This is a genomic window from Brevundimonas sp. SPF441, assembly GCF_009661015.1.
GTDB lineage: Bacteria > Pseudomonadota > Alphaproteobacteria > Caulobacterales > Caulobacteraceae > Brevundimonas > Brevundimonas vesicularis.
In genome coordinates this window covers 1-23,560 of record NZ_WJWX01000015.1, presented here as the reverse complement: position 1 = coordinate 23,560, position 23,560 = coordinate 1, and the positions used below count along the sequence as shown (strand labels likewise).

General features: G+C 68.0%; 25 protein-coding genes. 16 read left to right on the top strand and 9 right to left on the bottom strand.

Annotated features, from left to right (window positions below; all coding sequences use genetic code 11):
• The first annotated feature begins 6 nt into the window (after nucleotides 1-6).
• From hisG to GGC30_RS09860, 12 genes are all read left to right on the top strand, one after another.
• Nucleotides 7-888, top strand: coding sequence for an ATP phosphoribosyltransferase (hisG, locus tag GGC30_RS09915; protein ID WP_055752833.1), 882 nt, complete (start codon nucleotides 7-9; stop codon nucleotides 886-888).
• On the top strand, nucleotides 888-2,195 hold the full coding sequence (gene hisD / locus GGC30_RS09910) for a histidinol dehydrogenase (protein WP_153923730.1): 1,308 nt from the start codon (nucleotides 888-890) through the stop codon (nucleotides 2,193-2,195). Before hisG ends, hisD begins: the two co-directional genes overlap by 1 nt.
• A complete protein-coding gene (gene hisB / locus GGC30_RS09905; protein ID WP_153923728.1) occupies nucleotides 2,192-3,628 on the top strand; it encodes an imidazoleglycerol-phosphate dehydratase HisB in 1,437 nt (478 codons plus the stop codon). The genes hisD and hisB overlap by 4 nt, the downstream gene beginning before the upstream one ends.
• On the top strand, nucleotides 3,625-4,227 hold the full coding sequence (hisH, locus tag GGC30_RS09900; protein ID WP_370451944.1) for an imidazole glycerol phosphate synthase subunit HisH: 603 nt from the start codon (nucleotides 3,625-3,627) through the stop codon (nucleotides 4,225-4,227). Before hisB ends, hisH begins: the two co-directional genes overlap by 4 nt.
• The gene (gene hisA, locus GGC30_RS09895) at nucleotides 4,221-4,958 is read left to right on the top strand and encodes a 1-(5-phosphoribosyl)-5-[(5-phosphoribosylamino)methylideneamino]imidazole-4-carboxamide isomerase (RefSeq protein ID WP_153923726.1); all 738 of its coding nucleotides are present in this window, start codon (nucleotides 4,221-4,223) and stop codon (nucleotides 4,956-4,958) included. The genes hisH and hisA overlap by 7 nt, the downstream gene beginning before the upstream one ends.
• Nucleotides 4,955-5,722, top strand: coding sequence for an imidazole glycerol phosphate synthase subunit HisF (gene hisF / locus GGC30_RS09890; protein WP_370451943.1), 768 nt, complete (start codon nucleotides 4,955-4,957; stop codon nucleotides 5,720-5,722). Before hisA ends, hisF begins: the two co-directional genes overlap by 4 nt.
• The gene (hisIE, locus tag GGC30_RS09885) at nucleotides 5,719-6,342 is read left to right on the top strand and encodes a bifunctional phosphoribosyl-AMP cyclohydrolase/phosphoribosyl-ATP diphosphatase HisIE (RefSeq protein ID WP_017504400.1); all 624 of its coding nucleotides are present in this window, start codon (nucleotides 5,719-5,721) and stop codon (nucleotides 6,340-6,342) included. The genes hisF and hisIE overlap by 4 nt, the downstream gene beginning before the upstream one ends.
• 48 nt (nucleotides 6,343-6,390) lie before the next feature.
• Nucleotides 6,391-7,851: a glucose-6-phosphate dehydrogenase gene (gene zwf, locus GGC30_RS09880; protein WP_153923724.1), complete on the top strand. Its 1,461-nt coding sequence runs from the start codon at nucleotides 6,391-6,393 to the stop codon at nucleotides 7,849-7,851.
• 189 nt (nucleotides 7,852-8,040) lie between these two features.
• A complete protein-coding gene (gene pgl, locus GGC30_RS09875; RefSeq protein ID WP_153923721.1) occupies nucleotides 8,041-8,751 on the top strand; it encodes a 6-phosphogluconolactonase in 711 nt (236 codons plus the stop codon).
• 1 nt (nucleotide 8,752) lies between these two features.
• A complete protein-coding gene (gene edd, locus GGC30_RS09870; protein WP_153923719.1) occupies nucleotides 8,753-10,642 on the top strand; it encodes a phosphogluconate dehydratase in 1,890 nt (629 codons plus the stop codon).
• A 30-nt stretch (nucleotides 10,643-10,672) separates the two neighbouring features.
• The gene (gene glk, locus GGC30_RS09865; protein ID WP_153923717.1) at nucleotides 10,673-11,644 is read left to right on the top strand and encodes a glucokinase; all 972 of its coding nucleotides are present in this window, start codon (nucleotides 10,673-10,675) and stop codon (nucleotides 11,642-11,644) included.
• Between the two features lie 90 nt (nucleotides 11,645-11,734).
• Complete coding sequence (locus tag GGC30_RS09860; RefSeq protein WP_055752822.1) at nucleotides 11,735-12,040, top strand: hypothetical protein; 306 nt, start codon at nucleotides 11,735-11,737, stop codon at nucleotides 12,038-12,040.
• Nucleotides 12,041-12,120: 80 nt separating this feature from the next.
• Here the strand turns inward: GGC30_RS09860 and GGC30_RS09855 are convergent, their stop codons facing one another.
• Nucleotides 12,121-12,483, bottom strand: a complete 363-nt coding sequence (locus GGC30_RS09855) for a hypothetical protein (RefSeq protein WP_153923715.1) — start codon at nucleotides 12,481-12,483, stop codon at nucleotides 12,121-12,123.
• A complete protein-coding gene (gene hmgA / locus GGC30_RS09850; protein ID WP_194943573.1) occupies nucleotides 12,480-13,775 on the bottom strand; it encodes a homogentisate 1,2-dioxygenase in 1,296 nt (431 codons plus the stop codon). The genes GGC30_RS09855 and hmgA overlap by 4 nt, the downstream gene beginning before the upstream one ends.
• A 114-nt stretch (nucleotides 13,776-13,889) precedes the next feature.
• On the opposite strand from hmgA, the gene GGC30_RS09845 reads away from it, so the two are divergent.
• On the top strand, nucleotides 13,890-14,393 hold the full coding sequence (locus GGC30_RS09845) for a hypothetical protein (protein WP_045811869.1): 504 nt from the start codon (nucleotides 13,890-13,892) through the stop codon (nucleotides 14,391-14,393).
• On the opposite strand, the gene GGC30_RS09840 is transcribed toward GGC30_RS09845, so the two are convergent.
• Nucleotides 14,390-14,647, bottom strand: coding sequence for an Lrp/AsnC ligand binding domain-containing protein (locus GGC30_RS09840; protein WP_039244189.1), 258 nt, complete (start codon nucleotides 14,645-14,647; stop codon nucleotides 14,390-14,392). The genes GGC30_RS09845 and GGC30_RS09840 overlap by 4 nt on opposite strands.
• On the opposite strand from GGC30_RS09840, the gene GGC30_RS09835 reads away from it, so the two are divergent.
• The 3 genes from GGC30_RS09835 to GGC30_RS09825 all read left to right on the top strand — a co-directional run bounded on the left by GGC30_RS09835 (nucleotide 14,634) and on the right by GGC30_RS09825 (nucleotide 16,907).
• Nucleotides 14,634-15,503, top strand: coding sequence for an alpha/beta hydrolase (locus tag GGC30_RS09835; protein ID WP_153923713.1), 870 nt, complete (start codon nucleotides 14,634-14,636; stop codon nucleotides 15,501-15,503). The genes GGC30_RS09840 and GGC30_RS09835 overlap by 14 nt on opposite strands.
• A gap of 130 nt (nucleotides 15,504-15,633) precedes the next feature.
• Complete coding sequence (locus tag GGC30_RS09830) at nucleotides 15,634-16,143, top strand: hypothetical protein (protein ID WP_153923710.1); 510 nt, start codon at nucleotides 15,634-15,636, stop codon at nucleotides 16,141-16,143.
• Between the two features lie 83 nt (nucleotides 16,144-16,226).
• Nucleotides 16,227-16,907, top strand: a complete 681-nt coding sequence (locus GGC30_RS09825; RefSeq protein WP_153923708.1) for a bifunctional 4-hydroxy-2-oxoglutarate aldolase/2-dehydro-3-deoxy-phosphogluconate aldolase — start codon at nucleotides 16,227-16,229, stop codon at nucleotides 16,905-16,907.
• Nucleotides 16,908-16,921: 14 nt separating this feature from the next.
• Here GGC30_RS09825 and GGC30_RS09820 read toward each other — a convergent pair whose 3' ends face one another.
• The 6 genes from GGC30_RS09820 to GGC30_RS09795 form a co-directional block, all read right to left on the bottom strand.
• Nucleotides 16,922-17,434 carry a periplasmic heavy metal sensor gene (locus GGC30_RS09820; RefSeq protein ID WP_055752817.1) on the bottom strand — a complete coding sequence of 171 codons (513 nt, stop codon included), beginning with the start codon at nucleotides 17,432-17,434 and terminating at the stop codon, nucleotides 16,922-16,924.
• Entirely contained in the window at nucleotides 17,431-17,832 is a 402-nt protein-coding gene (locus GGC30_RS09815; protein ID WP_153923706.1) for a hypothetical protein, read from the bottom strand. The genes GGC30_RS09820 and GGC30_RS09815 overlap by 4 nt, the downstream gene beginning before the upstream one ends.
• Complete coding sequence (locus tag GGC30_RS09810) at nucleotides 17,829-18,401, bottom strand: RNA polymerase sigma factor (RefSeq protein ID WP_153923704.1); 573 nt, start codon at nucleotides 18,399-18,401, stop codon at nucleotides 17,829-17,831. The genes GGC30_RS09815 and GGC30_RS09810 overlap by 4 nt, the downstream gene beginning before the upstream one ends.
• 65 nt (nucleotides 18,402-18,466) lie before the next feature.
• Entirely contained in the window at nucleotides 18,467-19,108 is a 642-nt protein-coding gene (locus GGC30_RS09805; protein ID WP_228763696.1) for an EF-hand domain-containing protein, read from the bottom strand.
• A gap of 47 nt (nucleotides 19,109-19,155) precedes the next feature.
• The gene (locus GGC30_RS09800; protein WP_153923700.1) at nucleotides 19,156-22,080 is read right to left on the bottom strand and encodes a bifunctional [glutamine synthetase] adenylyltransferase/[glutamine synthetase]-adenylyl-L-tyrosine phosphorylase; all 2,925 of its coding nucleotides are present in this window, start codon (nucleotides 22,078-22,080) and stop codon (nucleotides 19,156-19,158) included.
• 4 nt (nucleotides 22,081-22,084) lie between these two features.
• On the bottom strand, nucleotides 22,085-23,512 hold the full coding sequence (locus tag GGC30_RS09795; protein ID WP_153923698.1) for a HAMP domain-containing sensor histidine kinase: 1,428 nt from the start codon (nucleotides 23,510-23,512) through the stop codon (nucleotides 22,085-22,087).
• Between the last annotated feature and the right edge of the window lie 48 nt (nucleotides 23,513-23,560).

Genomic DNA, 23,560 nt, shown 5'->3' with positions numbered 1-23,560 from the left:
CCGAACATGAGCACCGTGCAGGGCCGGCTTCGCATCGCCGTCCAGAAATCCGGCCGTCTGGCCGACCGCAGCCTCGACCTGATCCGCGACGCGGGCCTGAAATGGGTCAAGGGTCACAACGACCTGCTATACCGGGTCGAGAACTATCCGATCGACCTGCTGCGCGTCCGCGACGACGACATTCCCACCTTCGTGGCGGACGGTGTCTGCGACCTCGGCATCGTCGGCGAGAACGTGCTGGAGGAAGGCCGCAACGGCGGGCCGAACGCCTCGATCGTCATGCCGCTGGGATTCGGTCGCTGCACGCTGAAGATCGCCACGCCTCCGACCCTGGCCTATGACGGTCCGGCCTCGCTGGACGGTCTGCGCATCGCCACCTCCTATCCCAAAATTCTGCGCCGCTTCCTCGACGAACGCGGGGTCAAGGCCGACATCGTCGTGATGCGCGGCGCCGTCGAGGTCGCACCCCGGCTGAAACTGGCCGCCGCCATCTGCGACCTGGTCTCGACCGGCGCGACGCTGGAGGCCAACGGCCTGGGGGCCAAGGATACGGTTCTGGAAAGCCAGGCGGTGCTGATCCAGTCGCCCGTCGCGCCCGAGCCCGCGCTGCAGCAGCTGCTGGACAGCGTCATTGAGCGGATGGCGGGCGTCGTCTCATCGCAAGGCGCCAAATACGTCATGCTGAACGCCCCGCGCTCGGCCCTGGACGAGATCACCGCCATCCTGCCCGGCGCCGGCTCGCCCACTGTCATGCCCCTGATGGGTCGCGACGATGCGGTCGCCGTCCACGCCGTCTGTCAGGAGGCCGTCTTCTGGGAGACGCTTGAGAAACTGAAGGCCGCCGGCGCCTCGGCCATTCTAGTTCTCCCGATCGAGAAGATGATGTGATGAAACGCATCGACTGGTCTTCCCTTGACGCCGCCGGCAAGACGGCCGCCCTCGCCCGCCCGGCCCAACGCACCGCCGGCGACGTGACCGAGGTCGTGCGCACCATCCTGGACGACGTTCGCCAGCGCGGCGGCGCGGCCGTAACCGACTGGTGCTTGAAGCTGGACAAGGCGCCGCCCCGTCGCATCGCCATCACGCCCGAGACTGTGGCCGAGGCGCGCAACGCCCTGCCGCCCGGCGACGTGCGCGCCCTGCGCATGGCGTCCGACAATGTGCGCGTTTTCCACCAGGCGACCCGGCCCGAGGACACACCCTTCGTCGAGACGACGCCTGGCGTGCGGTCCAAACTGGCCTGGCGCCCCATCGCCTCGGCCGGCCTCTATATTCCGGGCGGCACCGCGCCGCTGTTTTCGTCGCTGCTGATGCTGGCCATTCCGGCCGGCGTCGCGGGCGTAGTGCAGCGCATCGCCGTGACGCCGCCGAACAAGGACGGCGGCATCCACCCCGCCATGATCCTGGCCGCCGCAGAGGCGGAACTGGACGCCATCTGGCTGATGGGCGGCGCCCAGGCCATCGCCGCCTTGACCTTCGGCGTCGAACTGGAAGACGGGGTCATTCCGGCCTGTGACAAGCTGTTCGGACCCGGCAACGCCTATGTGGCCGAGGCCAAGAAGCAGGCCTCCGCCCTGCCAGGCGGTCCCGCCGTCGACATGCCGGCCGGCCCGTCGGAGTTGATGGTCATCGTCGATCGCGACGCCGCGCCCGAGATCGCCGCCGCCGACCTGCTCAGCCAGGCCGAGCACGATGCGGATGCGCAGGTTCTGCTGGTCTCCACCAGCCGCGCCACCATCGACTACATCCTGAGCGAGGTGGAGGTTCAGGTCGCAACCCTGCCCCGCGAAGCCATCGCCCGCGCCTCTCTGAACGAAGCCCGCGCCATCCTGGTGCGCGACCTCGACGCCGCCGCAGAAGTCGCCAACCTCTATGGCCCCGAACACCTGGCGATCCAGATCGACGATCCCGAGCCGCTGGTCGATTCGATCAAGGCCGCCGGGGCCGTCTTCGTCGGCCGGTTCGCCGCCGAGACGCTGGGTGACTATGCCGCCGGTCCCAGCCACGTCCTGCCGACCGACGGCGGCGCCCGCACCCTGGGCGGCGTCACCACCGCCAGCTTTATGACCACTATGTCGGTCCAACTGGTGACCGAGGCGGGCGCCCGTCAGCTGGCCCCTATTGCCGCCCGCCTGGCCCGGATGGAGGGCCTGGAAGCCCACGCCCGCGCCGCCGATCTGAGGGCTGAAGGATGACGCTGCCCGCTCCCTATCCGCCGCTGGTTTCCAGCGGCGAAGGTCTGGATCGCTATCCCGACGACGCCTCAACCCTCGCCGTCCGCATGGCAGCGGTCTATGGCGTGCCCGCCGAACAGGTGCTGCCGGTGCGCGGCCTGACCCACGGGCTGGAACTGGCCTATCGCCTCGCCGCCCGCGACGGCGGATCGGTCGAGGCCCCGAAGGCCGAACCCTATGACAGTCTCGCCGCCATCTATCCGGCCAAGGGCGAACCCGCCCCGGAAGCAAGTATCGTCGTCATCCGCGCCCTGGGCTCGCCCGAAGCCGTCGCCGAAATGGCCGCCCGCGTCGCCCCCGCCCTGCTGGTGGTGGACGAGGGGCTGATCGAGTTCTCCGACAGCGTCTCGGCCGTGACCGTCGTCGCCGATCAGCCGAACCTGGTCGTGCTGCGCAGCCTGTCCCTGGCCTATGGTCTAGCCGGCGCCCGCGTCGGCGCGGCGATCGGCCAAGCCCAGACCCTGACGCGTCTGGCGTCGGTGTTGGAACCCTATGCCCTGCCCGAACCGCTGGTGCGGCTGGCGATGCAGGCGCTCGATCCGTCCCGGATGATCGAGACCGCCGAGCGGATCGCCTCGGTCCGGCGCGAGCGCGAACGGGTCGTGCGCGAGCTGGGTCGCCAGATGCCGGTCGAACCGGGCGTTGGTCCCATCATCATGGCGCGCCCCGAAGAGCCTGCCGCCGCCCTGGCCGGTCTGAAGTCTTATGGCGTCGAGGCCGATCTGTCCGGCGAGCGTCTGCGACTGCCGATCTCGATCAAGTCCGAGGTCAACGACCGGCTGCTCGCCGCCTTCGGCCTGACGCCGGCCAAGCGCCGGCCCGCCCGCGTTGGTCAGGCCGTGCGCGACACCAAGGAAACGCGCATCGTCTGTGCCGTCGATCTGGATGCGCCCGGTCCGGTGAAGATCGAGACCGGCGTCGGCTTCTTCGATCACATGTTGGAGCAGATCGCGGCCCACGGCGGCTTCTCCCTGCGTCTGCAATGCGAAGGCGACCTGCACACCGATCCGCACCACACGATCGAGGACAGCGCCATCGCTCTTGGCCAGGCGTTGAAACAGGCGTTGGGCGAGCGCAAGGGCATCGCCCGCTACGGCTTCGTCCTGCCGATGGACGAGGCCAATGCGACGGTCTCCATCGACCTGTCCGGCCGCCCCTATCCGCTGTTCGAGGGAGCGTTCGAGACGCCCTTCATCGGCGACTACCGCACCGACCTGACCGCCCACGTCTTCCGGTCGCTGGCCGAGGCCATGGGCGCGGCCGTCCACATCAAGGTCACGGGCCAGGACGACCATCACAAGACCGAAGCCGTCTATAAGGCGTTCGGCCGCGCCTTGCGCCAGGCCATCCGCGTCGAGGGCGACGCCGTGCCGTCCACCAAAGGTGTTCTGTGACCGAGGTCGCCGTCATCGCCTACGGCGCCGGCAATGTCGCCTCGGTCCAGTTCGCGCTGGAGCGGCTGGGCGCGATCGTGCGCCTCACCGATGATCCCGCCGTCATCGCCGAGGCTGAACGGGTGATCCTGCCTGGCGTAGGCGCGGCCGGGTACGCCATGAAGCGCCTGTCGGACCTGGGTCTGATCGCGCCGATCCGCGCCTTCCCGCGCCCCCTGCTGGGTGTCTGCCTGGGTCAGCAACTGCTGTTCGGATCGAGCGACGAGGGCGACGGCGTCGATCTGCTGGGTCTCATTCCCGGCGCGGTGACCCGGCTAAGGCCTGCGGGCGATCTGCCGGTGCCGCACATGGGCTGGAGCCGGTTGACGCGCGACCGCGACGACCCCTTGCTGCAGGGCGTCGCCGAAGGCGCCTATGCCTATTTCGTCCACGGCTTCGTCTGTCCCGACGGACCGGCGACCCTGGCGCGCGCCGACTATGGCGGCGTCGTTCCGGCTGTGGTTCGATCCGCCAACCGCTGGGGCTGCCAGTTCCACCCCGAACGCTCGGCCGAGGCCGGGGCGACCATCCTCAAGAACTTCCTGGGCCTGTCATGCTGATCTACCCCGCCATCGACCTGAAGGACGGCGTCTGCGTGCGCCTGATGCACGGCGACTTCGCCCAGGTGACGCATTACGACCAGCAGCCGGCCGCCCGCCTGACGACCTTTGCGGCCGAGGGCGCGGAGTGGATCCACATCGTCGACCTGGACGGAGCCGAGGCGGGCGAGGCGCGCCAGCACGCCCTGATCGGTGAACTGACCCAAGCCATAGACGTCAAGGTTCAGTCGGGCGGCGGCGTGCGCAGCGCCGACGATGTGAAAAAGCTGCTGGACGCCGGCGTGTCGCGCGTCGTGGTCGGATCGCTGGCCGTGACCCAGCCTGAGGCGGTGGCGACCTGGCTGGAAACCTTCGGCGTCGAGCGCATCACCCTGGCCCTGGACGTCAAGATCGAGGACGGCGTGCCGGTGCCTGCACTGAAGGGTTGGACCCAGTCCTCGGGCATGACGCTCTGGGAGGCTCTGGATCGGTATCCCAAGGGAACGGCCAAACACCTGCTGGTGACCGATGTCGGTCGCGACGGCGCCCTGACCGGGCCGAACCTGGACCTGCTGGCCGAGATCCGCAGCCGTCGGCCGGATCTGGTGCTGCAGGCCTCGGGCGGCGTTTCCTCGCTGGACGATATCGCCGCGGTCAAGGCGCTGGGCTGTCACGGGGCCATCGTCGGGCGCGCGCTCTACGAGAACTGCTTCACCCTGCCCGAGGCGATCGCGACGGCCAAACGGTCGTGACGGCGCGGCGCATCATCCCCTGCCTGGACGTGAAGGACGGCCGGGTGGTCAAGGGCGTGAAATTCGTCGGCCATACGGACATGGGCGACGCGGCGGTGCTGGCCGCCCGCTATCGCGACGCAGGCGCCGACGAACTGGTCTTCTACGACATCACCGCCAGTCCCGAGGGGCGGACGCTGGACTACGGCTGGATCAAGGACATCGCCCGACTGCTGGACATTCCTTTCTGCGTCGCCGGCGGTATTCGCACCGTGGAGCAGGCGGCGCGCTGCCTGGACCACGGGGCGGACAAGGTCTCGATCAACTCTCCCGCCTTGGAACGGCCCGAACTGATCGCCGACATGGCGGCGCGGCTGGGCAGCCAATGCGTCGTCGTCGGCGTCGACAGCCGGTTCGAAGACGGCGATTGGGTGGTGCACAAATATACCGGCGACCCCGATGCACGCCGTCATGCCGGCAAACGCACCCTGGACTGGCTGGACGAGGCGCAGAGCCTGGGCGCCGGAGAGATCGTGCTGAACTGCATCGATCAGGACGGCGTTCGGCGCGGCTATGACATCGAGCAACTGTCCGCCGCGCGGGCACGTCTGACCATCCCCCTGATCGCCTCGGGCGGCGCTGGCGCGCCCGAGCATTTCAAGGCTGTGTTCGAGCAGGCCAACGTCTCCGGCGCCCTGGCCGCCAGCGTCTTCCACACCGGCGCCATCGCCATTCCGGACCTGAAACAATACCTGGCCGACGAAGGCCTGGAGATGAGACTGTGATCGACCCGAACACCATCGACTTCGCCAAGGGCGACGGCCTGGTCCCCGTCGTGGTGCAGGACGCCGCCACGCTGCAGGTCCTGACCCTGGCCTATATGGATCGCGCTGCGCTGGACGAGACGATCGCATCCGGCGAGGCCACCTTCTTCTCGCGCTCGCGCGGCGGGCGGTGGAGGAAGGGCGAGACCTCGGGCGACCGGCTTTACGTCGTCTCCATCACGGCCGACTGCGACGCCGACGCCATCGTTTTGGGCGTCAGGCCGGTCGGAAATGCCTGCCACCTGAACCGGACGAGCTGTTTCGGAGAGGCCGACGCGCCGGGCTTGGGTCGGATCGCCCGGCTGGAGCGAACCATCGCCGAACGTGCCGCCGCCGATCCGTCCGAAAGCTGGACCGCCCGACTGATCGCACAGGGCCCTAAACGCATCGCCCAGAAGGTCGGTGAGGAGGGCGTGGAGACCGCTCTGGCCGGCGTCGCCGGCCCGGACGAGGAACTCGCCAGCGAGGCTGCGGATTTGATCTACCACCTGCTCGTTCTTCTCCATGCCCGTAACATGGTGTTTCAGGACGTGCTGGACGTGTTGGCCTCGCGAGCGGAAGCGGCCAAAGACAGCGGCTAGACCGTAAAGGCGTGCGTCCCGACACATGGGATCATCGAGGGACAAGACATGGCGGCTCTCATTCTGTTTGGCGGCGGCGGCGATCTGGCGATGCGCATGCTTCTGCCGTCGCTGTATTTCCTCGAACACGACGGCCTGCTACCTGAAGGGCTGAAGATCATTGGCGCCGCGCGTTCTGAAGAGAGCGCCGACGACTATATCGCCAAGGTGCACGAGGCGGTGAAGGCGCGCGCCGAGGCGGACAAGGTCTGGGACGAAGCCAGCTGGTCGCGGATGAAGGCCCGCTTGGACTATCTGGCGGTCGACGCCACCTCGCCCGAAAGCCTGAAGCCGCTGAAGGACAAGGTCGGCGACGGCGAGGTCACCTCCTTCCTGGCCGTTTCCCCCTCGCTCTATGCCCGCATTGTCACGGCGATGAAGGCGGCGGGTCTGGCCGAAAAGAACTGCCGCATCGTGCTGGAAAAGCCGGTCGGGCGCGATCTGAAGTCCTTCCTCGAAATCGACGACGCCGTGGCCCACGCCTTCAGCGAGAACCAGGTCTTCCGCATCGACCACTATTTGGGGAAGGAGACAGTCCAGAACCTGATCGCTCTGCGGTTCGGCAACACGATCTTCGAGCCGCTGTGGAACAACCTGTCTATCGATCACGTGCAGATCACGATCGGCGAGACGGTGGGGGTCGGCGATCGCTGGCCCTACTATGACGAATACGGCGCCCTGCGCGACATGCTGCAGAACCACATGCTGCAGCTGCTGTGTCTGGTGGCGATGGAGCCGCCCAGCGACCTGGACCCCGACTCGGTGCGCAACGAGAAGGTCAAGGTGCTGCGGTCCCTGCGTCCCGTCACGGTGGACGAGGTCGAGCGCGTCACCGTGCGCGGCCAGTATGTGGCGGGCGTCTCGGAGGGCAAGCCGGCCAAGGGCTATGACGAGGAACGCGGCCAGCCGTCCGACACCGAGACCTTCGTCGCCGTCCGCGCCGACATCGACAACTGGCGCTGGGCCGGCGTGCCCTTCTTCATGCGGACCGGCAAGCGCCTGCCCGAGAAGCGCACCGAGATCGTCATCCAGTTCAAGCCGGTGCCGCACTCGATCTTCGACCGCGACGACCGCGGCGAGGTTCAGGCCAACCGCATGATCATCGAGTTGCAGCCCGAGGAAGACATCTCTCTGACGGTGATGAACAAGCGGCCAGGCCTGGATCAGCGCATGCAGTTGCAGCCGATCAAGATGAGCTTGTCGTGGGGTGTGGACGGCAAATCCGCCGCCCCGCCGCGTCGCCGCATCGCCTATGAGCGTCTGCTGCTGGACGCGATGGCGGGAGATTCGACCCTGTTCGTGCGACGCGACGAGGCCGAGCAGGCCTGGAAATGGGTGGACGAGGTGTCCGAGGCCTGGGCCGAATCCGACCTGAAGCCCGACGACTACGTCGCCGGAACCTGGGGTCCCGACAGCGCCGACATGCTGATGGCCCGCACCGGCCGCGACTGGAATACGACCGATGTCTGACATCTTTCTTTCGTCATCCTCCGGCCGGCGCAGCCGGACCGGGGGACCCAGCGGCGCGCGAGAGCGCGACCCTGCCACGCACGCTTTCGTATCCGACATTTCGCCTTCGCTGCGCTTCGGCGCCGCTGGGTCCCCCGGTCTGCGCCGCTACGCGGCTTGCCGGAGGATGACGAAAGGGAGGAAAAACAAATGACCCATCCCATCGAAGCCTTCGCCTCCGTCGAGACCTGGGGCGAAGCCATCGCCGCGCGTCTGGCCGAAACTCTTGGCGCGGCCGTCCGCGACCATGGCCGGGCCCTGTTCGCCGGTCCCGGCGGTTCGACGCCCGCGCCCGTCTACCGCCGCTTGGCGGCGACCGATCTGGACTGGTCCAAAATCGCCGTGACCCTGGTGGACGAGCGTTATGTGCCTGAGACTTCGCCGGAATCGAACGCCCGGCTGATCCGCGACGTGCTTCTTCAGGACAAGGCGGCGACGGCGCGCTTCATCCCGCTCTATACGCCCGAGGTCACCGTGGACCGCGCGGCCATCGTGGCGGCCAAGGCCCTGGCCGATGCCGGCGGGCGGTTCGATGCAGTGCTGCTGGGCATGGGCGAGGACGGCCACATATGCTCGATGTTTCCCGAAAGCCCGACGCTGAAGACCCTGCTGACTCCGACGCTGAAGCCCACGGTGCTGGGCGTGCCGCATGGGCGCGACGGCATGGCGCCGAGCCTCGAACGACTGTCGATCAACCTGCCCTATCTGATGTCGGCCGGTCGGGTGATCCTGGGCCTGAAGGGCGCCGCCAAGCGTCGTGTGTTCGAGGAACAGGCGGCGGGCGATCCCAATATCCAGCCCATCGCCGCCCTGATCGCCGCCGGCGTTCCCCTTGAAGTTTTGTGGACGGAGGAAGGCTGAAATGGCGCTTCATCCCACCGTGGCGGCCGTCACCGCCCGCATCGTCGAGAAAAGCCGCGAGACCCGCGCCGACTACATCCGTCGCATGGACGCCGCGCGCGACAGCGGCGCCGGCCGCGCCAAACTGTCTTGCGCCAACTGGGCCCACGCCTTCGCCGGCCAGACCATCGCCGACAAGCTGACCTCGATGGACGGGTCCAAGCCCAATCTGGGCATCGTCACCGCCTACAACGACATGCTGTCGGCCCACCAGCCGTTCGAGCGCTTCCCCGACGTGGTGCGCAAGGCCGTGCGCGAGGTCGGCGCTACGGCCCAGGTCGCCGGCGGCACTCCCGCCATGTGCGATGGGGTCACGCAGGGTCGTCCGGGCATGGAGTTGTCGCTGTTCAGCCGCGACCTGATCGCCATGTCGGCGGGCATCGCCCTGACGCACGACGCCTTCGACGCCGGCCTGATGCTGGGCGTCTGCGACAAGATCGTGCCCGGCCTGTTCATGGGCGCCCTGGCGTTCGGCCATCTGCCCGTGGTCTTCGCCCCCGCCGGTCCGATGCCGTCGGGCATTCCGAATGCCGAAAAAGCCCGCGTCCGCGCCGAATATGCGCAGAACAGGGTGGATCGTCAGACCTTGCTGGAAAGCGAGATCGGCAGCTATCACTCGCCCGGCACCTGCACCTTCTACGGCACTGCCAACTCCAATCAGATGATGATGGAGCTGGGCGGACTGCACATGCCCTCCACCGCCTTCGTCCATCCCGACACCGGCCTGCGCGACGCCCTGACGGCGGCGGCGGCGAAACGGGCGGTCGAACTGGCCCGCAGCGGCGAGTGCCGCATGGCCGACGTCATCGACGAGAAGTCCATCGTCAACATGATAGTGGCCCTGTTGGCCACAGGCGGCTCGACCAACCACGCCATCCACCTGGTCGCCATGGCGCGGGCGGCGGGGGTGCTGATCGACTGGACCGACATGGACGAGTTGTCGTCGGTGACGCCGCTGCTGGCGCGGGTCTATCCGAACGGCTCGGCGGATGTGAACGCCTTCCAGGCTGCTGGCGGCGTCGCCTTCATCGCGCGTGAGCTGGCGATGGCGGGCAATATCCATACCGACGTGACGACCATCATGGGTCGCGGAATCGAGGCCTATTTCCAGGAACCGTCGATGGTGGACGGCGAACTCGTCTGGCGCGACGGCGTCCAGGAAAGTCTCGATCTCGACATCCTGCGCCCGGCCTCGGATCCCTTCGACAAGGAGGGGGGCCTGCGTCTGGTTCAGGGCGACCTGGGTCGTGCGGTCATCAAGATCTCCGCCGTCAAACCGGAGAACCGCATCGTTGAGGCGCCTGCCGCCGTGTTCGAAACTCAGGAAGACGCGCTGCAAGCCTTCCGGGACGGCAAGCTGTTCCGCGACGTGGTCGTTGTCCTGCGCTTCCAGGGACCCAAGGCGAACGGCATGCCGGAACTGCACAGCTTGTCGCCGGCCCTGTCCGTCATTCAGGACAAGGGGTTCAAGGTCGCCTTCGTCACCGACGGCCGTATGTCGGGCGCCAGCGGCAAGACGCCGGCCGCCATCCACGTCTCGCCCGAGGCCCTGGCCGGCGGTCCGCTGGCCCATGTTCAGGACGGCGACATCATCCGCCTGGACGCCGAGGCCGGGGTTCTGACCACCGTCGGCGTTCCCGACCTGACCGCCCGTCCGCTGGCCGCCCGGTCCGCCGCCAACGCCGAGGGTTCGTCCTGGGGCTACGGCCGTGAACTGTTCGGCGCCTTCCGCCATGTGGTCACGACGGCCGAGCAGGGAGCGACGGTCTGTTTCGCCCTGCCGACCGGTTCGCGCGGCAACGACGACACCCCGCCTAATCCCAACTTCGTCGATCGGACTGTGGACGCCTGATCCACCGAACCGAGCGCAGGAAACGCCCCAATGAATGACAAGACCCTCCTCGTCGGCGATGTCGGCGGCACGAACGCCCGCTTCGCCGTGGCCCGAATGTTGGACGGCAAGCCCGTGCTGGACCACCACGAGAGCTTCCCGGCCGAGACCTATCCGACCTTCCTCGAAGGCGTCGCCGCCTTCATCGACGGCTGCGAGGTCAAGCCGACGGGCGGCGTGATCGCCGTCGCCGGCCCGGTCACGGACGGCGCCATCGACCTGACCAACTCGCCCTGGCAGGTGTCGGAGGCGGAGCTTCAGACCCTGGGCCTGAAGCCCGTCAAGCTGATCAACGACTTCGAGGCCCTGGCATGGGGCGCGCCCATCGTGCCGGAAGACCAGCTGGAAAGTCTGGGCGGCCCGGTCGACGGCGATCCGCACTGCACCGTCGCGGTGCTCGGCCCTGGCACAGGCTTCGGGGTCTCGGCCTTGGTGCGCGATGCGGCCGGCAAGGAAATGGCCATGCCGTCCGAGGGCGGGCACGCCTGCTTCCCCCCCGGCGATCCTGTCGAGGACGAAATCCTGCGCATCCTGCGTCGCCGCTATGACCGGGTGTCGATCGAGCGTCTGATCTGCGGGCCGGGCCTGCTGAACATGCACCGGGCCCTGGCCGAGATCGACGGACGCGAGACCCACATCGAAGACCCGGCTCAGATCACCGCAACGGCCCTGGCCGATCCGAACAGCCCGTGCGGCGCGACCCTGGCCCGCTTCTGCGCCATCCTGGGCGCGGTCGCCGGCGACATCGCCCTGACCACCGGCGCGCGCGGCGGCGTCTATATCGCCGGCGGCATCGTTCCGCGCATCCTGCCCTTCATCAAGGCCAGTCCCTTCCGACAGCGGTTCGAGCGCAAGGGCCGGTTCAAGGAGTATATGCAGGACATTCCGACCAAGGTGATCATGCACAAACACGCCGCGCTTCTGGGCGCCGCGAGGGTCGCCTTCGCCCAGTCGGAGGGCTGACGCGGCGGGCGATCACGAAAATCTCACGGCGGCGTGAACCGAACCGTCACCGTAGCGTTTGAGAGTTTCCACCTAGGAGAGGAACCTCAAATGAAAAAGTTCGCCATCGCCGCCGCTTCGGTCTTCATGCTGGCCGGCGTCGCCGCCTGCGGTGAAAGCGCCGCCGACAAGGCCGCTGAAAAGCAAGCCGACGCCATCGAAGCGACGGGCGAAGCCCGCGCCGACCAGCTGGAATCGCAAGCCGCGACCGCTCCGACCGCTGCTCAGGCCGACGCCCTGAACGCCCAGGCCGATCAGGTCGAGAAGAACGCCGACCGCAAGGCCGACATGGTCGAGCAGCAAGCCGGCAACGCTGATGGCGGCGCTACGACGGCTAACACGCCTTCGACCCACTAAGGTCTGGCGACCCACTAAATCCGTTTATGGATGGATCAGCCCCCGTCGTTCGCGACGGGGGCTTTTTCGTGCCTGCGACCTCAGTCGATGCACAGGGTCGGGCCGGCCTTGCCGTCCTCGACCGTCGTATTGCAGCCGAAACGGTCGCTGGTCGCCTGGCAGACGCCGGTCGCCGCCGTCTCCGGAGCCACGCCGCTGTTGCCCTCGATGCGGCAGTCGCCCTGGCACTGATCGCCGTCGGTGCAGCGCTTGCCGGCGTCGGCATAGCTGATGACGCACTGCCAGGATTGCATCCGCCCAACCTGTTTCATCGTGCCGCCGCGCGTGGCGCAGGACGCGGCGTCGGCGCTCTGCATCGGCGCATCCGACGCCGCTCCCGTGGTCTGGGGCGAGCAGGCGGCGGCCAGGAGCGCGACGGCGGCGATGAGGGAAATGCGGATCATGAGATCTGTCCTTTGGTGAAGCCTGACCAGACGTCGTCGTAGTCGAGCTGCATCTGCGGTGATTCCGACGCCCATTTCGTGACGCGGATCGGCATGCGCGTCTCGAACATGAAGGCCAGGGTGTTTTCGATCTTGTGCGGCTTTAGTTCAGCCTTGATCGCGCCGTCATAGCTGGCCTGATCGGGGCCGTGGCCGCTCATGCGGTTGTGCAGCGATGCGCCGCCTGGCGCGAATCCGCCCGCCTTGGCGTCATAGGCGCCGGTCACCAGACCCATAAACTCGCTCATCACGTTGCGATGGAACCACGGCGGACGGAAGGTGTCCTCGGCTACCATCCAGCGCGGCGGAAAGATGACGAAGTCGATGTTGGCGGTGCCCGGCGCCTCGGACGGGCTGGTCAGGACGGTGAAGATCGACGGATCGGGATGGTCGTAGCTGACGGTGTTGATCGTGTTGAACCGCGCCGTGTCATAGCGGCAGGGCGCCAGATTGCCGTGCCAGGCGACGACGTCCAGCGGACTGTGATCGAAGGTCGTGGCCCAAAGGCGCCCGCCGTACTTCTGGACGCACTCGGTCGGGCGATCCACATCCTCATAGGCCGCGATCGGCGTCTCGAAGTCGCGTGGATTGGCCAGGCCGTTCGACCCGATGAGGCCGAGATCGGGCAGACGGAACGTACTGCCGTAGTTCTCGCAGACGTAGCCGCGAACCGGCCCCTCGACCTCGACACGGAAACGCACGCCGCGCGGGATCAGGACGACGTGGCCCGGCTCGGCTTCGATCACGCCCATCTCGGTAACGAAGCGATTCAGCCCCTCTTGGGGCACGATCAGCAGTTCGCCGTCGGCGTCATAGAAGACCCGGTCGGTCATCGATCGGTTGGCGACATACAGGTGAATGCCCGCCCCGGCCCCGCCGTCCGGCTCGCCATTGCCCCCATAGGTCGTCAGCCCCTCGACCCAGTCGGTCGAAGCCTGCGGCATCGGCAGCGGGTCCCAGCGCATCCGGTTGGGATTGGGCGGCGTCTCGTCGAACGGACCGGAGCGGACGCAGCCCTGATCGAAGGGCGTGTAAGGCCCATGCTGGGCCGACGGACGCAGGCGATAGAGCCAGCTGCGGCGGTTCTCGGCGCGCGGCGCGGTGAAGGCCGTGCCGGACAGCTGTTCGGCATACAGGCCCATCGGCGTCTTCTGCGGCGAGTTGCGACCCACCGGCAGGGCGCCGGGCGCGGCCTCGGTCGCGAAATGATTGCCGAAACCGGTCATGTAGGCGGGCGCGTTGGATCGCGTCATGTCGTGTCTCCCTATGCCCCTCGTTTAGCCGTCCCCGGCGCCAGCGTCACCCTTTGCCCGTCAGGCAACAGCTTGGCGGTTGGCGCGTTGCTGTGGCCACGCGGAGGGATTTCCATGACCTATCTGACCCGGGCGGTGTTCGCCTTCGCCAGCCTGCTGCTGTTGCTGGCGGCCATGGCCCTGATCGGGTTCGGGGTAAAGGATGCGCTGCACGGCATCGGCTCGCCCGACAAGTCCGGCGCCGACGCGGTTCTGGACGTGCTGGGCTATGTCATCGTCGCCATCGCCGTCTTCGACGTGGCCAAATACATCTTCGAGGACGAGGTTCGGCGCGGCAACGAGAAACGCAGCGCCGCCGAGGCCCGGCGCAGCCTGACCAAGTTCTTGTCGACCATCGTCATCGCCCTGTTCCTCGAAGCGCTGGTCGTGGTGTTCAAGACGGCGCGCGAGGACGTGGCGCAGCTGCTTTATCCCACCGCCCTGCTGATCGCCTCGGTGCTGGTGCTGGTGGGCCTGGGCGTCTTCCAGCGCCTGTCGGCCACGGTCGAGGAAAAGGTCGGCGACGACGACGAGGCCGAGGACCGCAAGGACAAGGTCAGGCGAAAGGCCGCGCCCTAGCCTTTGCTCGGCAGGAAGGGCGAGAAGGTGATGACGGTGAAGGTGTCGCGCACGTGCGGCCGCGTCTGGACCTGTTTCGTCACAAACGTGCCGATGTCGGCGTCGCGCGGCAAGTTGAACTTGGCCAGCAGGTCGTGCTGACCCGAGGTGGAATAGACCTCCGAGACGTTCTCGACATTGTCCACGATATCGGCCGCCACGTCGTTGGCGTAGCCCAGCTCGCATTTGATGAAGACGAAGATGGCGGTCATCATGGCGGATCAGTCCTCTGGTTCGAGGGCGCTTCTAGCGGACGAAGACGTGACGGGTAAGCCGCAAGACACAGACGCCGTGCTGGAGGCGCAATACAACAACCGCGCCTTGGTCCCCGACCACCCCGCGGTGATGGCGCGCTGGAAGACGGGATCGGAGACCGCCCGCGCCGCCCATCCGCCCCAGGTCCTGAAATACGGCCCAGGCGAGCGCGAGCGGATCGACTGGTTCGACGCCGGGGACGGCGCGCCGGTCGTGGTCTTCCTGCACGGTGGATACTGGCAGGCGCTGGATGCGAGTTGGTTCAGCTTCGTGGCTCCGCCCCTGCTGGCCCACGGCGTCAGCGTCGCCATCCCGACCTATGACCTCGCGCCGACCGTGCGGCTGGGCCGGATCGTCGATCAGGCGCGGGCGACGGTCGATCTGATCCATGCCCGCACCGGCGCTCGCCCCGTCGTCAGCGGCCATTCGGCAGGCGGGCATATGGCGGCCTGCCTGCTGGCGGACGGGCGGGCTTCGGCGGCGGTCGCCATCTCGGGCGTGTTCGATCTGGAGCCGCTGATCCCCACCTCGCTCAACGTCGCCCTGGATCTGAATAGGGCCGAGGCCCAGGCCCTGTCGCCGATGCGATGGCCGGCGCCCGCCGGCGCGGTTCTGGACTGCATCGTCGGCGGTGCGGAAAGCGAGGCCTTCGTGGATCAAAGCCGCGCCATGGCCACGCGCTGGGGCGACGCCGGGGCGAAGGCACGCTTCGAGCCCCTGCCCGACCTGAACCATTTCACGGTTCTGGATCCGTTGTTCGATCCGGAAAGCGCCCTGGTCAAGCGGCTGGCGGCATTGGTGAAGGGTTCTAGTTGACCGACATCATACAGTCGGTCGCCATTAAGAATGGCACCTGACGGACGATCAAACTCAGCCAGTGTCGAGAAAGGCAGCTCGATAATCTCAAGTTAGGAGATCCACAATCCAAAGCCGTCAAGATCGACAGATGGAAAGTACACGGTCCTCCCTTCGCTCGACCGCTTCGATCACGGCCGTCTTCGCTCTGGTCGGACCTCTGGTCGGCTTCATCGTGATTGCGGGCCCAGGCGGCGCAATATTTTCCCTGTTTCTGGGAGGACTGCCGTTCATTTTCGCTTACGTCATAGGCTTCGTACCGGCGACGTTCACCGGCGTGATGGCATCGCTTTCTGTTCGAAACGGCAAGGTCTGGCAGTTCCTCGCGACTGCGGTTTTCAGCGGGATTATAACGCCGCTGGCTTGGGCTTTGGCGTATACGACACCCCACAATCCACCTTGGCTTCTGTGCCTTGCGGGCGGTATCGCAGGATTGGTTTGCGCCTTCGTGTCGCTGCCCTTCACGGGGCTGCCGATCCGTTTTCCCGAACAGATGAAGGCCGCAGCAGCAAACTGGAACGCAAGTTCGGTATTCTTGGTGATCATGGGAGCGGTTTGCACCGTCTTGCTGGTCTGCATCGGCTTCATGCTATTCGCCTGATCGCTTTGCTTACGCGGTTTGACTTGACCTTGCATTCGCGACAGCGGAGGTCGGACGCAAACCTATCGCAGAGGAACCCGTCCATGGCCCATGATCGCGTCAGCGTGCTTCAGGCGCTTCAGACCCAGGGCGTGTGCCCGGTCTTCTACCATCCCGACGCCGAGGTCAGCCTGAACGTCATTCGCGCCTGCGCGCGCGGCGGGGCGCCGGTGGTCGAGTTCACCAATCGCGGCGACTTCGCCTGCGACCTGTTCGGCGAGATCAATCGCGAACTGATCAAGACCGACCCGAACGTGGTGCTGGGCATCGGCTCGGTCGTCGATACTGGAACGGCGTCGCTTTACCTGAACCGGGGCGCCCGGTTCGTGGTCAGCCCCTGCCTGATCCCCGACGTGGCCAAGGTCTGCAACCGCCGCATGGTCGCCTACTTCCCCGGCTGCGGTTCGGTGACCGACATCGGCGAGGCGCACGAGCTGGGCTGCGACATCGTCAAACTGTTCCCCGGCTCGTCGGTCGGCGGACCGGACTTCGTCAAGGCGGTCAAGGGCCCGATGCCTTGGGTCAAGATCATGCCCACCGGCGGCGTCGATCCGGACGAGGCGTCCATCGCCAAATGGTTCGGCGCGGGCATCGTCGCAGCGGGTATGGGCTCCAAACTGGTGACGGATGACGCCGTGAAGTCGGGCGACTGGGCCGCCATCGAGGCGTCGGTGCGTTCGGCGGTGAACGCCGTCGCCGCCTTCCGCGCGTCCAGGAAGGGCTAAGCGCTGAAGCGCCGTCAGCGGGGCGCGCGGTCGTCCGGCTGACGGTGATCCGGCCCGTGGGCTGCGGCGCGACGGGCGTTGCCCTTACGCTGAAGGATCGGGGCCAGGGCCTTGCGCTCCTCGGGCGTCAGCGTCGCCAGCACGGCGACCGCGCCGTTTTCCAGGCGCGTGCGGCCCCGCATCTCGGCGGCTCTGGACTGTTCCAGCAGGCTTTCGACCCGGGCCGCGTCCAGGGTCGGTTGACCGGCGACGTCGATGGCCTCTCGCCGGGCGGCGCGGGCCGCCTCGAAATCAGGACGCGCCGCCAGGGCCGATTCTCGCAGCGCGGTGCGCACGCGCTGGCGTACGGCCGGATCCAGATCGGCCAGCACCTCGGCCAGCGGTCCCTCGCGCCCCGGACGGCGTTGGTCCTCGATCCGGCGTTCGATCCGGTCGCGATTGACGACATAGGTGACACCGCCCGCCACGGCGAAAAGGTTCAGGGCCACCGAGACGGCCAAGGCGATCTTCAGGCTCTTGGACGTCATCCCAGCAGTTCCGTGTCATCCACGCCCGTCAGCGAGGATTGGTAAAGCACCGCATCGGCGCGCGCGTCGGCGGTCAGATGGGTGGTCAGGCCGACGCCGGCGACCACGCCCGCACAGGCCGCGGCGGCCCAGCCGGCGCCGAGGTACCAGATCGCCTTGCCCAGACGGCTTTTCGCCCGGGGCGCTGCCGCAAGGATGCGCGCGGTCAGGGCGGCGGACGGGACAGGTTTGGGCGCGGCGTCGAGCAGAGCGTCCAGCGCGGCCGCCTGATCAAGCACCGCCTTCAGCGACGGATCGGCGGCGATCAGGCTTTCGGCGAAGGCGCGCTCGGACGCGGGCCACCGACGCAGGTCGGCGCCATAGGCGTCCGCCAGTTCGTGCAACCGTTCCGCCTTCATCGTCCGTCTCCTCTAATTGACCCCGGACCGATGTCCGAAAGGGCCAGACGCAATGCGCGACGACCGCGCGACAACAAACTCTCCAGCGCCTCGACGCTGATCTCCATCAGGGCCGCTGCATCGATATTCGACAGCTCCTGATAATGGCACAGGACGATGGCCTCGCGCTGTCGGTCCGGCAGACGTTTCAGGGCCGCCGTGACCCGCACGCCCGTTTCGGCCGCCAGCAGACCGCGATCCGGCGCCGGGCCTTCGTCGGGACGATCCGGCGGCGTGTCGGTCGGGATTTCGCGCCGACGCCTCAGCCGATCGTAACAGAGGTTCAGCGCGACCCGATGCAGCCAGGTGTCGAACCGGGCCTTGCCGGGCGTCCATTTGGGCGCCTGACGCCAGGCCTTGAGCATCGTCTCCTGGGCCACGTCCTCGGCCTCGACCGCATCGCCCAACATGCGCTGGGCCAGCGACAGGATGCGCGGCAGCTTGCGCGAGACGAGCGTCTGCGTCGCCGCCGGGTCGCCCTGCCCCACGCGCCGCACCAGATCCTCGTCGGGGTCGACGATCGCGACCAAACCTGCCTCTTCCGCTGCTGACGAAAGGGACCGGTGCGTTCACGACGGCCGACCCCGACACCGTCTTACTCCGAAGCCGGGACGGGGGAAGCGGGTTGTTGCGCCTGATGCTGAGCCTGGCGGGCCGCGCGGCGTTCCTGCCGTTGCTCACGCTGAGCGGACATGGCCGCCCGGCGCTCGTCGGAGGAGATCACACCGTCGCGGTTGGCGTCCATCTTATCAAAACGCTCGCCCAGCTTAGCAGAGGCTTCGGCGATCACCACCGGACCGCGTTCGCGTTCCTGTCCGCGCATGGCGTGATGCGCGCCCCCGCGACGACCCTCACGATGACCGGCGCGGTCCGCGCGCGGAGCGCGATCCGGGCGTGCGGCATGGCCGGCGTCGAACTCGGCGCGGCTGATGGAGCCGTCGCCGTTCGCGTCCAGCTTGGCGAACCGGTCGCCCGCGCGTTCGGCGCGACGGGCCTGCATGGCGGCGGTGCGCTCTTCGGGGCTGACCACGCCGTCGCGGTTCGTATCGAGTGCGGTCAGGCGCGCGATGCGCGCATCAACGAACTCGGCGCGGGTGATCTGGCGGTTCGGATCCGCGCGCGAATGATGCGGCGCAGGGGCGCCGGCGGCGGGGGCCGGGGGAACCTGTGCTGTCGCGGCGCCGGCGGCGGCGGCCAGAGCGATGACGCCCAGGCCGGTCAGAAAGGTGTTTCTCATCTCGATCATCTCCACGGGCGCGTTTGGCGCCCTTTGACATTGCCCTGTCAGGAGATTGAACGCGGCGTTGCGGATTCTCCGTCGCGGCCTGCTGGAACCGCCCGCTCGAAGGCCTTTCGCGCCCGCGCGCGCAGGTCGGTCAGCTCGATCTTCAGCGTGTCGAAGTCCGGCGCGCCGGCGGCCTCGGCGAGGCGCAGCTGGAAGACGCCGGGCTCGCTCTCCGGATCGACCCGCCCCTCGAAGGCGGCGGCCAGAAGGTGAGCCAGACGCTGCTGCACGCGCCAGGCCTCGGCCAGTACCGGGTCGTCGTGCAGGGCCTCCAACGTCGACAGGGTCAAGGGCTCGCCGATGGCGGCGGCCTGAAGCTGGCGGAACTGGGCGGCGAACTCGGCGTCCACCTGCCCGCCTGGCGAGAGCTTCAAGTCCCAGAAGCCGTGCGGGCGACGCTCACGATCCATCAGGCTACGCATCTTTCGGATGTCGGCGGCGACATCGACGCCGGGACGCGGACGGCGCAGGGCGGCCTCGATGGCGGCCGAAACCTGGGCGCCGAACTTGGGATCGCTGGCCCAGACCACGCGAGCGCGGGTCAGAACCATGAATTCCCAGGTCTCGGCCTCCTTGGCGTAATAGGCGTCGAACGCCTTCAGCCGCACCGAAACCGGCCCCTTGGAGCCGGTGGGGCGCAGGCGCATGTCCACCTCATAGAGGCCGCCCTCCGCCGTATGCGCCGACAGGGCCGCGATCAGCCGCTGGGTGAAGCGGGCGTAGAAGACGTCGGCGGTCCAGCCCTTGATCTCGGACGTCGCCTCGGGCGGCGCCTCGTACAGGGTCATCAGATCCAGGTCCGATCCGGCCGTCATCTCGCGCGAGCCGGCCTTGCCCAAAGCGACCACCGCGACTGCGCCGGGGAAGGCGCCTCCCAGCCGTTCGGCCTCGGCCAGGGCGGCGGGCGACAGGGTGCGCATGGCGGCGTCGGCCAGGGCGGCGTAGGCGCGGCCCGCCGTCTCGGCCCCCGCCCGGCCGGTCAGGGCGTGGATGCCGATGCGGAACATCTGCTCGCGATGCAGGCGGCGCACGGCGTTCATTGCCCCTTCGAAGTCCTCCGTCTCGCCGGCCTCACGCAGCATCTGTTCGGTCAGGCCGGTCTCTTCGGACAGATCGACCAGGAAGCGGGCGTCCAGTACGCCGTCCAGCGCCGCCGGTTGCCGGCCAAGCGTTCGGGCGAGACGCGGCGCGAAGGCCATGACGCCCAGCACCATCTCGAACAGTTTGGGCTGGTTCAGGAACAGGGCCTGGACCTGCACGCCCGCCGCCAGGCCGGAGAAGAAGACCGCGAAACGCCGGAACGCCTCGTCCGGCGCACCGGACCGGGCCAGGGCCTCCAGCAGGCGCGGAGCCAGGCGGGTGAACAGTTCGCGCCCCCGCGCCGTGCGCGTCGCCGGGATGCGGCCGTGGTGCCAGCTGCGGATTGTGTCAGCGACCGACGACGCCTCGGAAAAGCCCATGCGACGCAGGGTCTCCAGCGTCTCGGGATCGTTCTCGACCCCGGTGAAGACCAGGCTGCCGTAGCTGGAGTCCAGATCTTCGCCGCCCTCGAACAGTTCACCATAGCGGGCGTTGACCCGCGCCAGCAGGGCCTCGACCTGGCCGTCGAAGGCGGCCAGGTCGTTCGAACCGGCCAGGGCGGCGACGGCGGCGCGGCGCTCGGCGTCCTCGGGCAGGCGGTGGGTCTGCTCGTCGTCGAGCATCTGCACGCGGTGCTCCAGCCCGCGCAGCGCGACATAGGCGGCGGACAGTTCCTCGCAGACCGCCAAGGGCACATGACGCGCGTCGGCCAGGGCCTTCAACGCCTCCAGCGTGCGCTGTTTGCGCAAAGCCGGATCGCGGCCGCCCAGGATCAGCTGCTGGGTCTGGGCGTAGAATTCGATCTCGCGGATGCCGCCGCGACCCAGCTTCAGATTGGCCCCGGCGGCCTGCAGTCCCTCGCCCGTCTTGTGGACGTGGATCTGTTTCTTGATCGACTGGATGTCGAGCACGGCCGCGTAGTCCAGGCTGCGCCGCCAGATGAAGGGGATCATGGCCTTCAGGAACCGGCCCGCCGCGCGCATGTCGCCCAGCACCGGCCGCGCCTTGATGAAGGCCGCCCGCTCCCAGTTCTGGCCGACGCTTTCATAATAGGCCAACGCCATCGGCCCGGCGACGACCGGCGGGGTCGAGGACGGGTCAGGCCGCAGCCGCAGATCGACGCGGAAGACATAGCCGTCGCCTGTCCGCTCGGTCAGCAGGCCGGCGATCCCCTTGCCGACGCGATTGGCGAAGTCCTGCATCTCCTCGCCCTCGCGCAGGGCCAGGCCCATCAGGCGCGGCTCGAAGAAGAGGGAGATATCGATGTCGGACGAATAGTTCAGTTCGTTGGCGCCATGTTTTCCCATGGCCAGGCCGAAAAGGCCGGGAATGGGGCCGCGCGGATCGCCGGGCGGCGAGATCAGCCGGCCGCGCGCCCTCTGTTCGGCGGCGACGGCGCGCAGGGCGGCCCGGCATGCGGCGTCGGCGAACCGGGACAGGGCGTCGGTGACCTGATCCAGACCCCATACCCCGCCGAGATCGGCCAGGGCGGTCAGCAGGTGCAGGTCGGCCTTCAGCACCCGCAGCGGGGCGCGCACCGCGTCCGGCTCGGCGTCCAGCGCGTCCGTGTCGCGAATGATCCGCTCCAGCGCCTCCACCGGATCGGCTTCCAGCAGGCTTCGCAGATGGGCGGGGCGACGCCGCATCAGACCGGCGAGATAGGGCGAGGCGCCGGCGACGGGGGCCAGGGCGGGCCAGGCGGCGTCCAGAATCTCGCGCCAGCCGTCGGCGTCGGCGGCTTGGATCAGGGTTTCTTGCAGCCGGTCGGCGGCGGCGATGTTTGTGACCGGACCGACGGCGATAAGCCTGTCCGCCAACGGGATCGAGGATTGTGGATGGGCCATCACATCATCCGCTCATCCCGGTCGAGGCCGGCGGCAGCACCAGCGCCACCCGTAACCCCGGCCCGAAGTCGCCGTAGGCCCCGGGGCCTTCATCCAGCACGACCCGTCCGCAGTGGGCCTCGGCGACGGCGGTAACCAACGAAAGACCCAGGCCCGAGCCGGGTTCGGTACGGCTGTTGTCCAGGCGCACGAACCGCTGGACCACCCGCTCGCGGTCCTCTTCCGGGACGCCCGGTCCGGTGTCGGTGACGGAATATTCGATCTCGCCCGACGAGCGGCGGCGCGCGCGCAGCTTCACCGCCCCGCCGGCGGGGGTGTATTTGATGGCGTTGTCGATCAGGTTGGCCAGGGCCTGGGCGAGGAAGGGCTGGTTGCCTTCGATCATCAGTCCCTTTTCGACCTCGGACGAGAAGTCGATGTCCTTGTCCTCGGCTGCGGGTTCATAAAGCTCGGCCATGTCGGCGGCGAGGTCGGCGGCGTCCATGACCTTGGGATCTGGCGCCCCGCCCGCCTGCAGCCGCGCGATGGCCAGGACGGTGTTGAACGTCTTCAGCAGATGGTCGGCCTCGTCCAGGGCGATGCCCAGGGCGTCCACCCCGTCGATCTTGCCGGCTTCGGCGTCGATCAGGGCCACCTCCAGCTTGGCCCGCATCCGCGTCAGGGGCGAGCGCAGGTCGTGGGCGATGGCGTCGCCGGCGTGGCGGATCGAGGACATGGACGCCTCCAGCCGATCCAGCATGGTGTTCAGCCCCTGGCCCAGTTCGTCCAGTTCGTCGCCGGTGTGGCGCACGGGCGCACGGACCTTGAGGTCGCCGTCCTGCACCGACTGCACCACGCGGTTCAGCCCGGCCATGGCGTTTTCGACCCGCCGGCTGATGTAGAGACCGCCCGCCAGGCCCAGCAGCATGACCAGGGCCATGGCGCCCCACAGGGCCTGGGTCAGGCGCGCCAGATAGGCCTCGATGTCGCCGATGTCCTGACCGACGAACAAATGTTCGCCGCCGGCCAGGGTGGTGATCACCCCGATGGAGCGACGCCGCTGGACCTTGCCCTGGGCGTCCGTGTCGGTCAGGCGGAAGGTCTCCCAGTCGCTGGCGCCGGCCGGCAGGCTGAGGTCGATGTCGATCGGGGATTCGGTGATGTTGCCGGTGATCGTCTTTCCGGCCTTGTCAGTCAGCAGATACAGATACGGGCCGCCCCGGATGGAGCGTTCGACCAAGGCCTGGTTCAGGGCGTCGATGCCGCGCGTGCGGTGGATCGCCGTCAGGGCGCCCAGCTCGATCTCCACATCCGCCTTGGCCCGACCTTGGGCCTCCGACGCCGAGGCGAAATAGACATAGGCCAGGATCGCCCCCGCCGCCGCCACGAACAGCGCCAGGAAGAGCAGCGTCAGCCGGAAGGGTGTGCGGCGAAGGAGGGAGGGGAGACGCATCCTAAAATCCTCCCCCGTTCACGGGGGAGGGGGACCACGAAGTGGTGG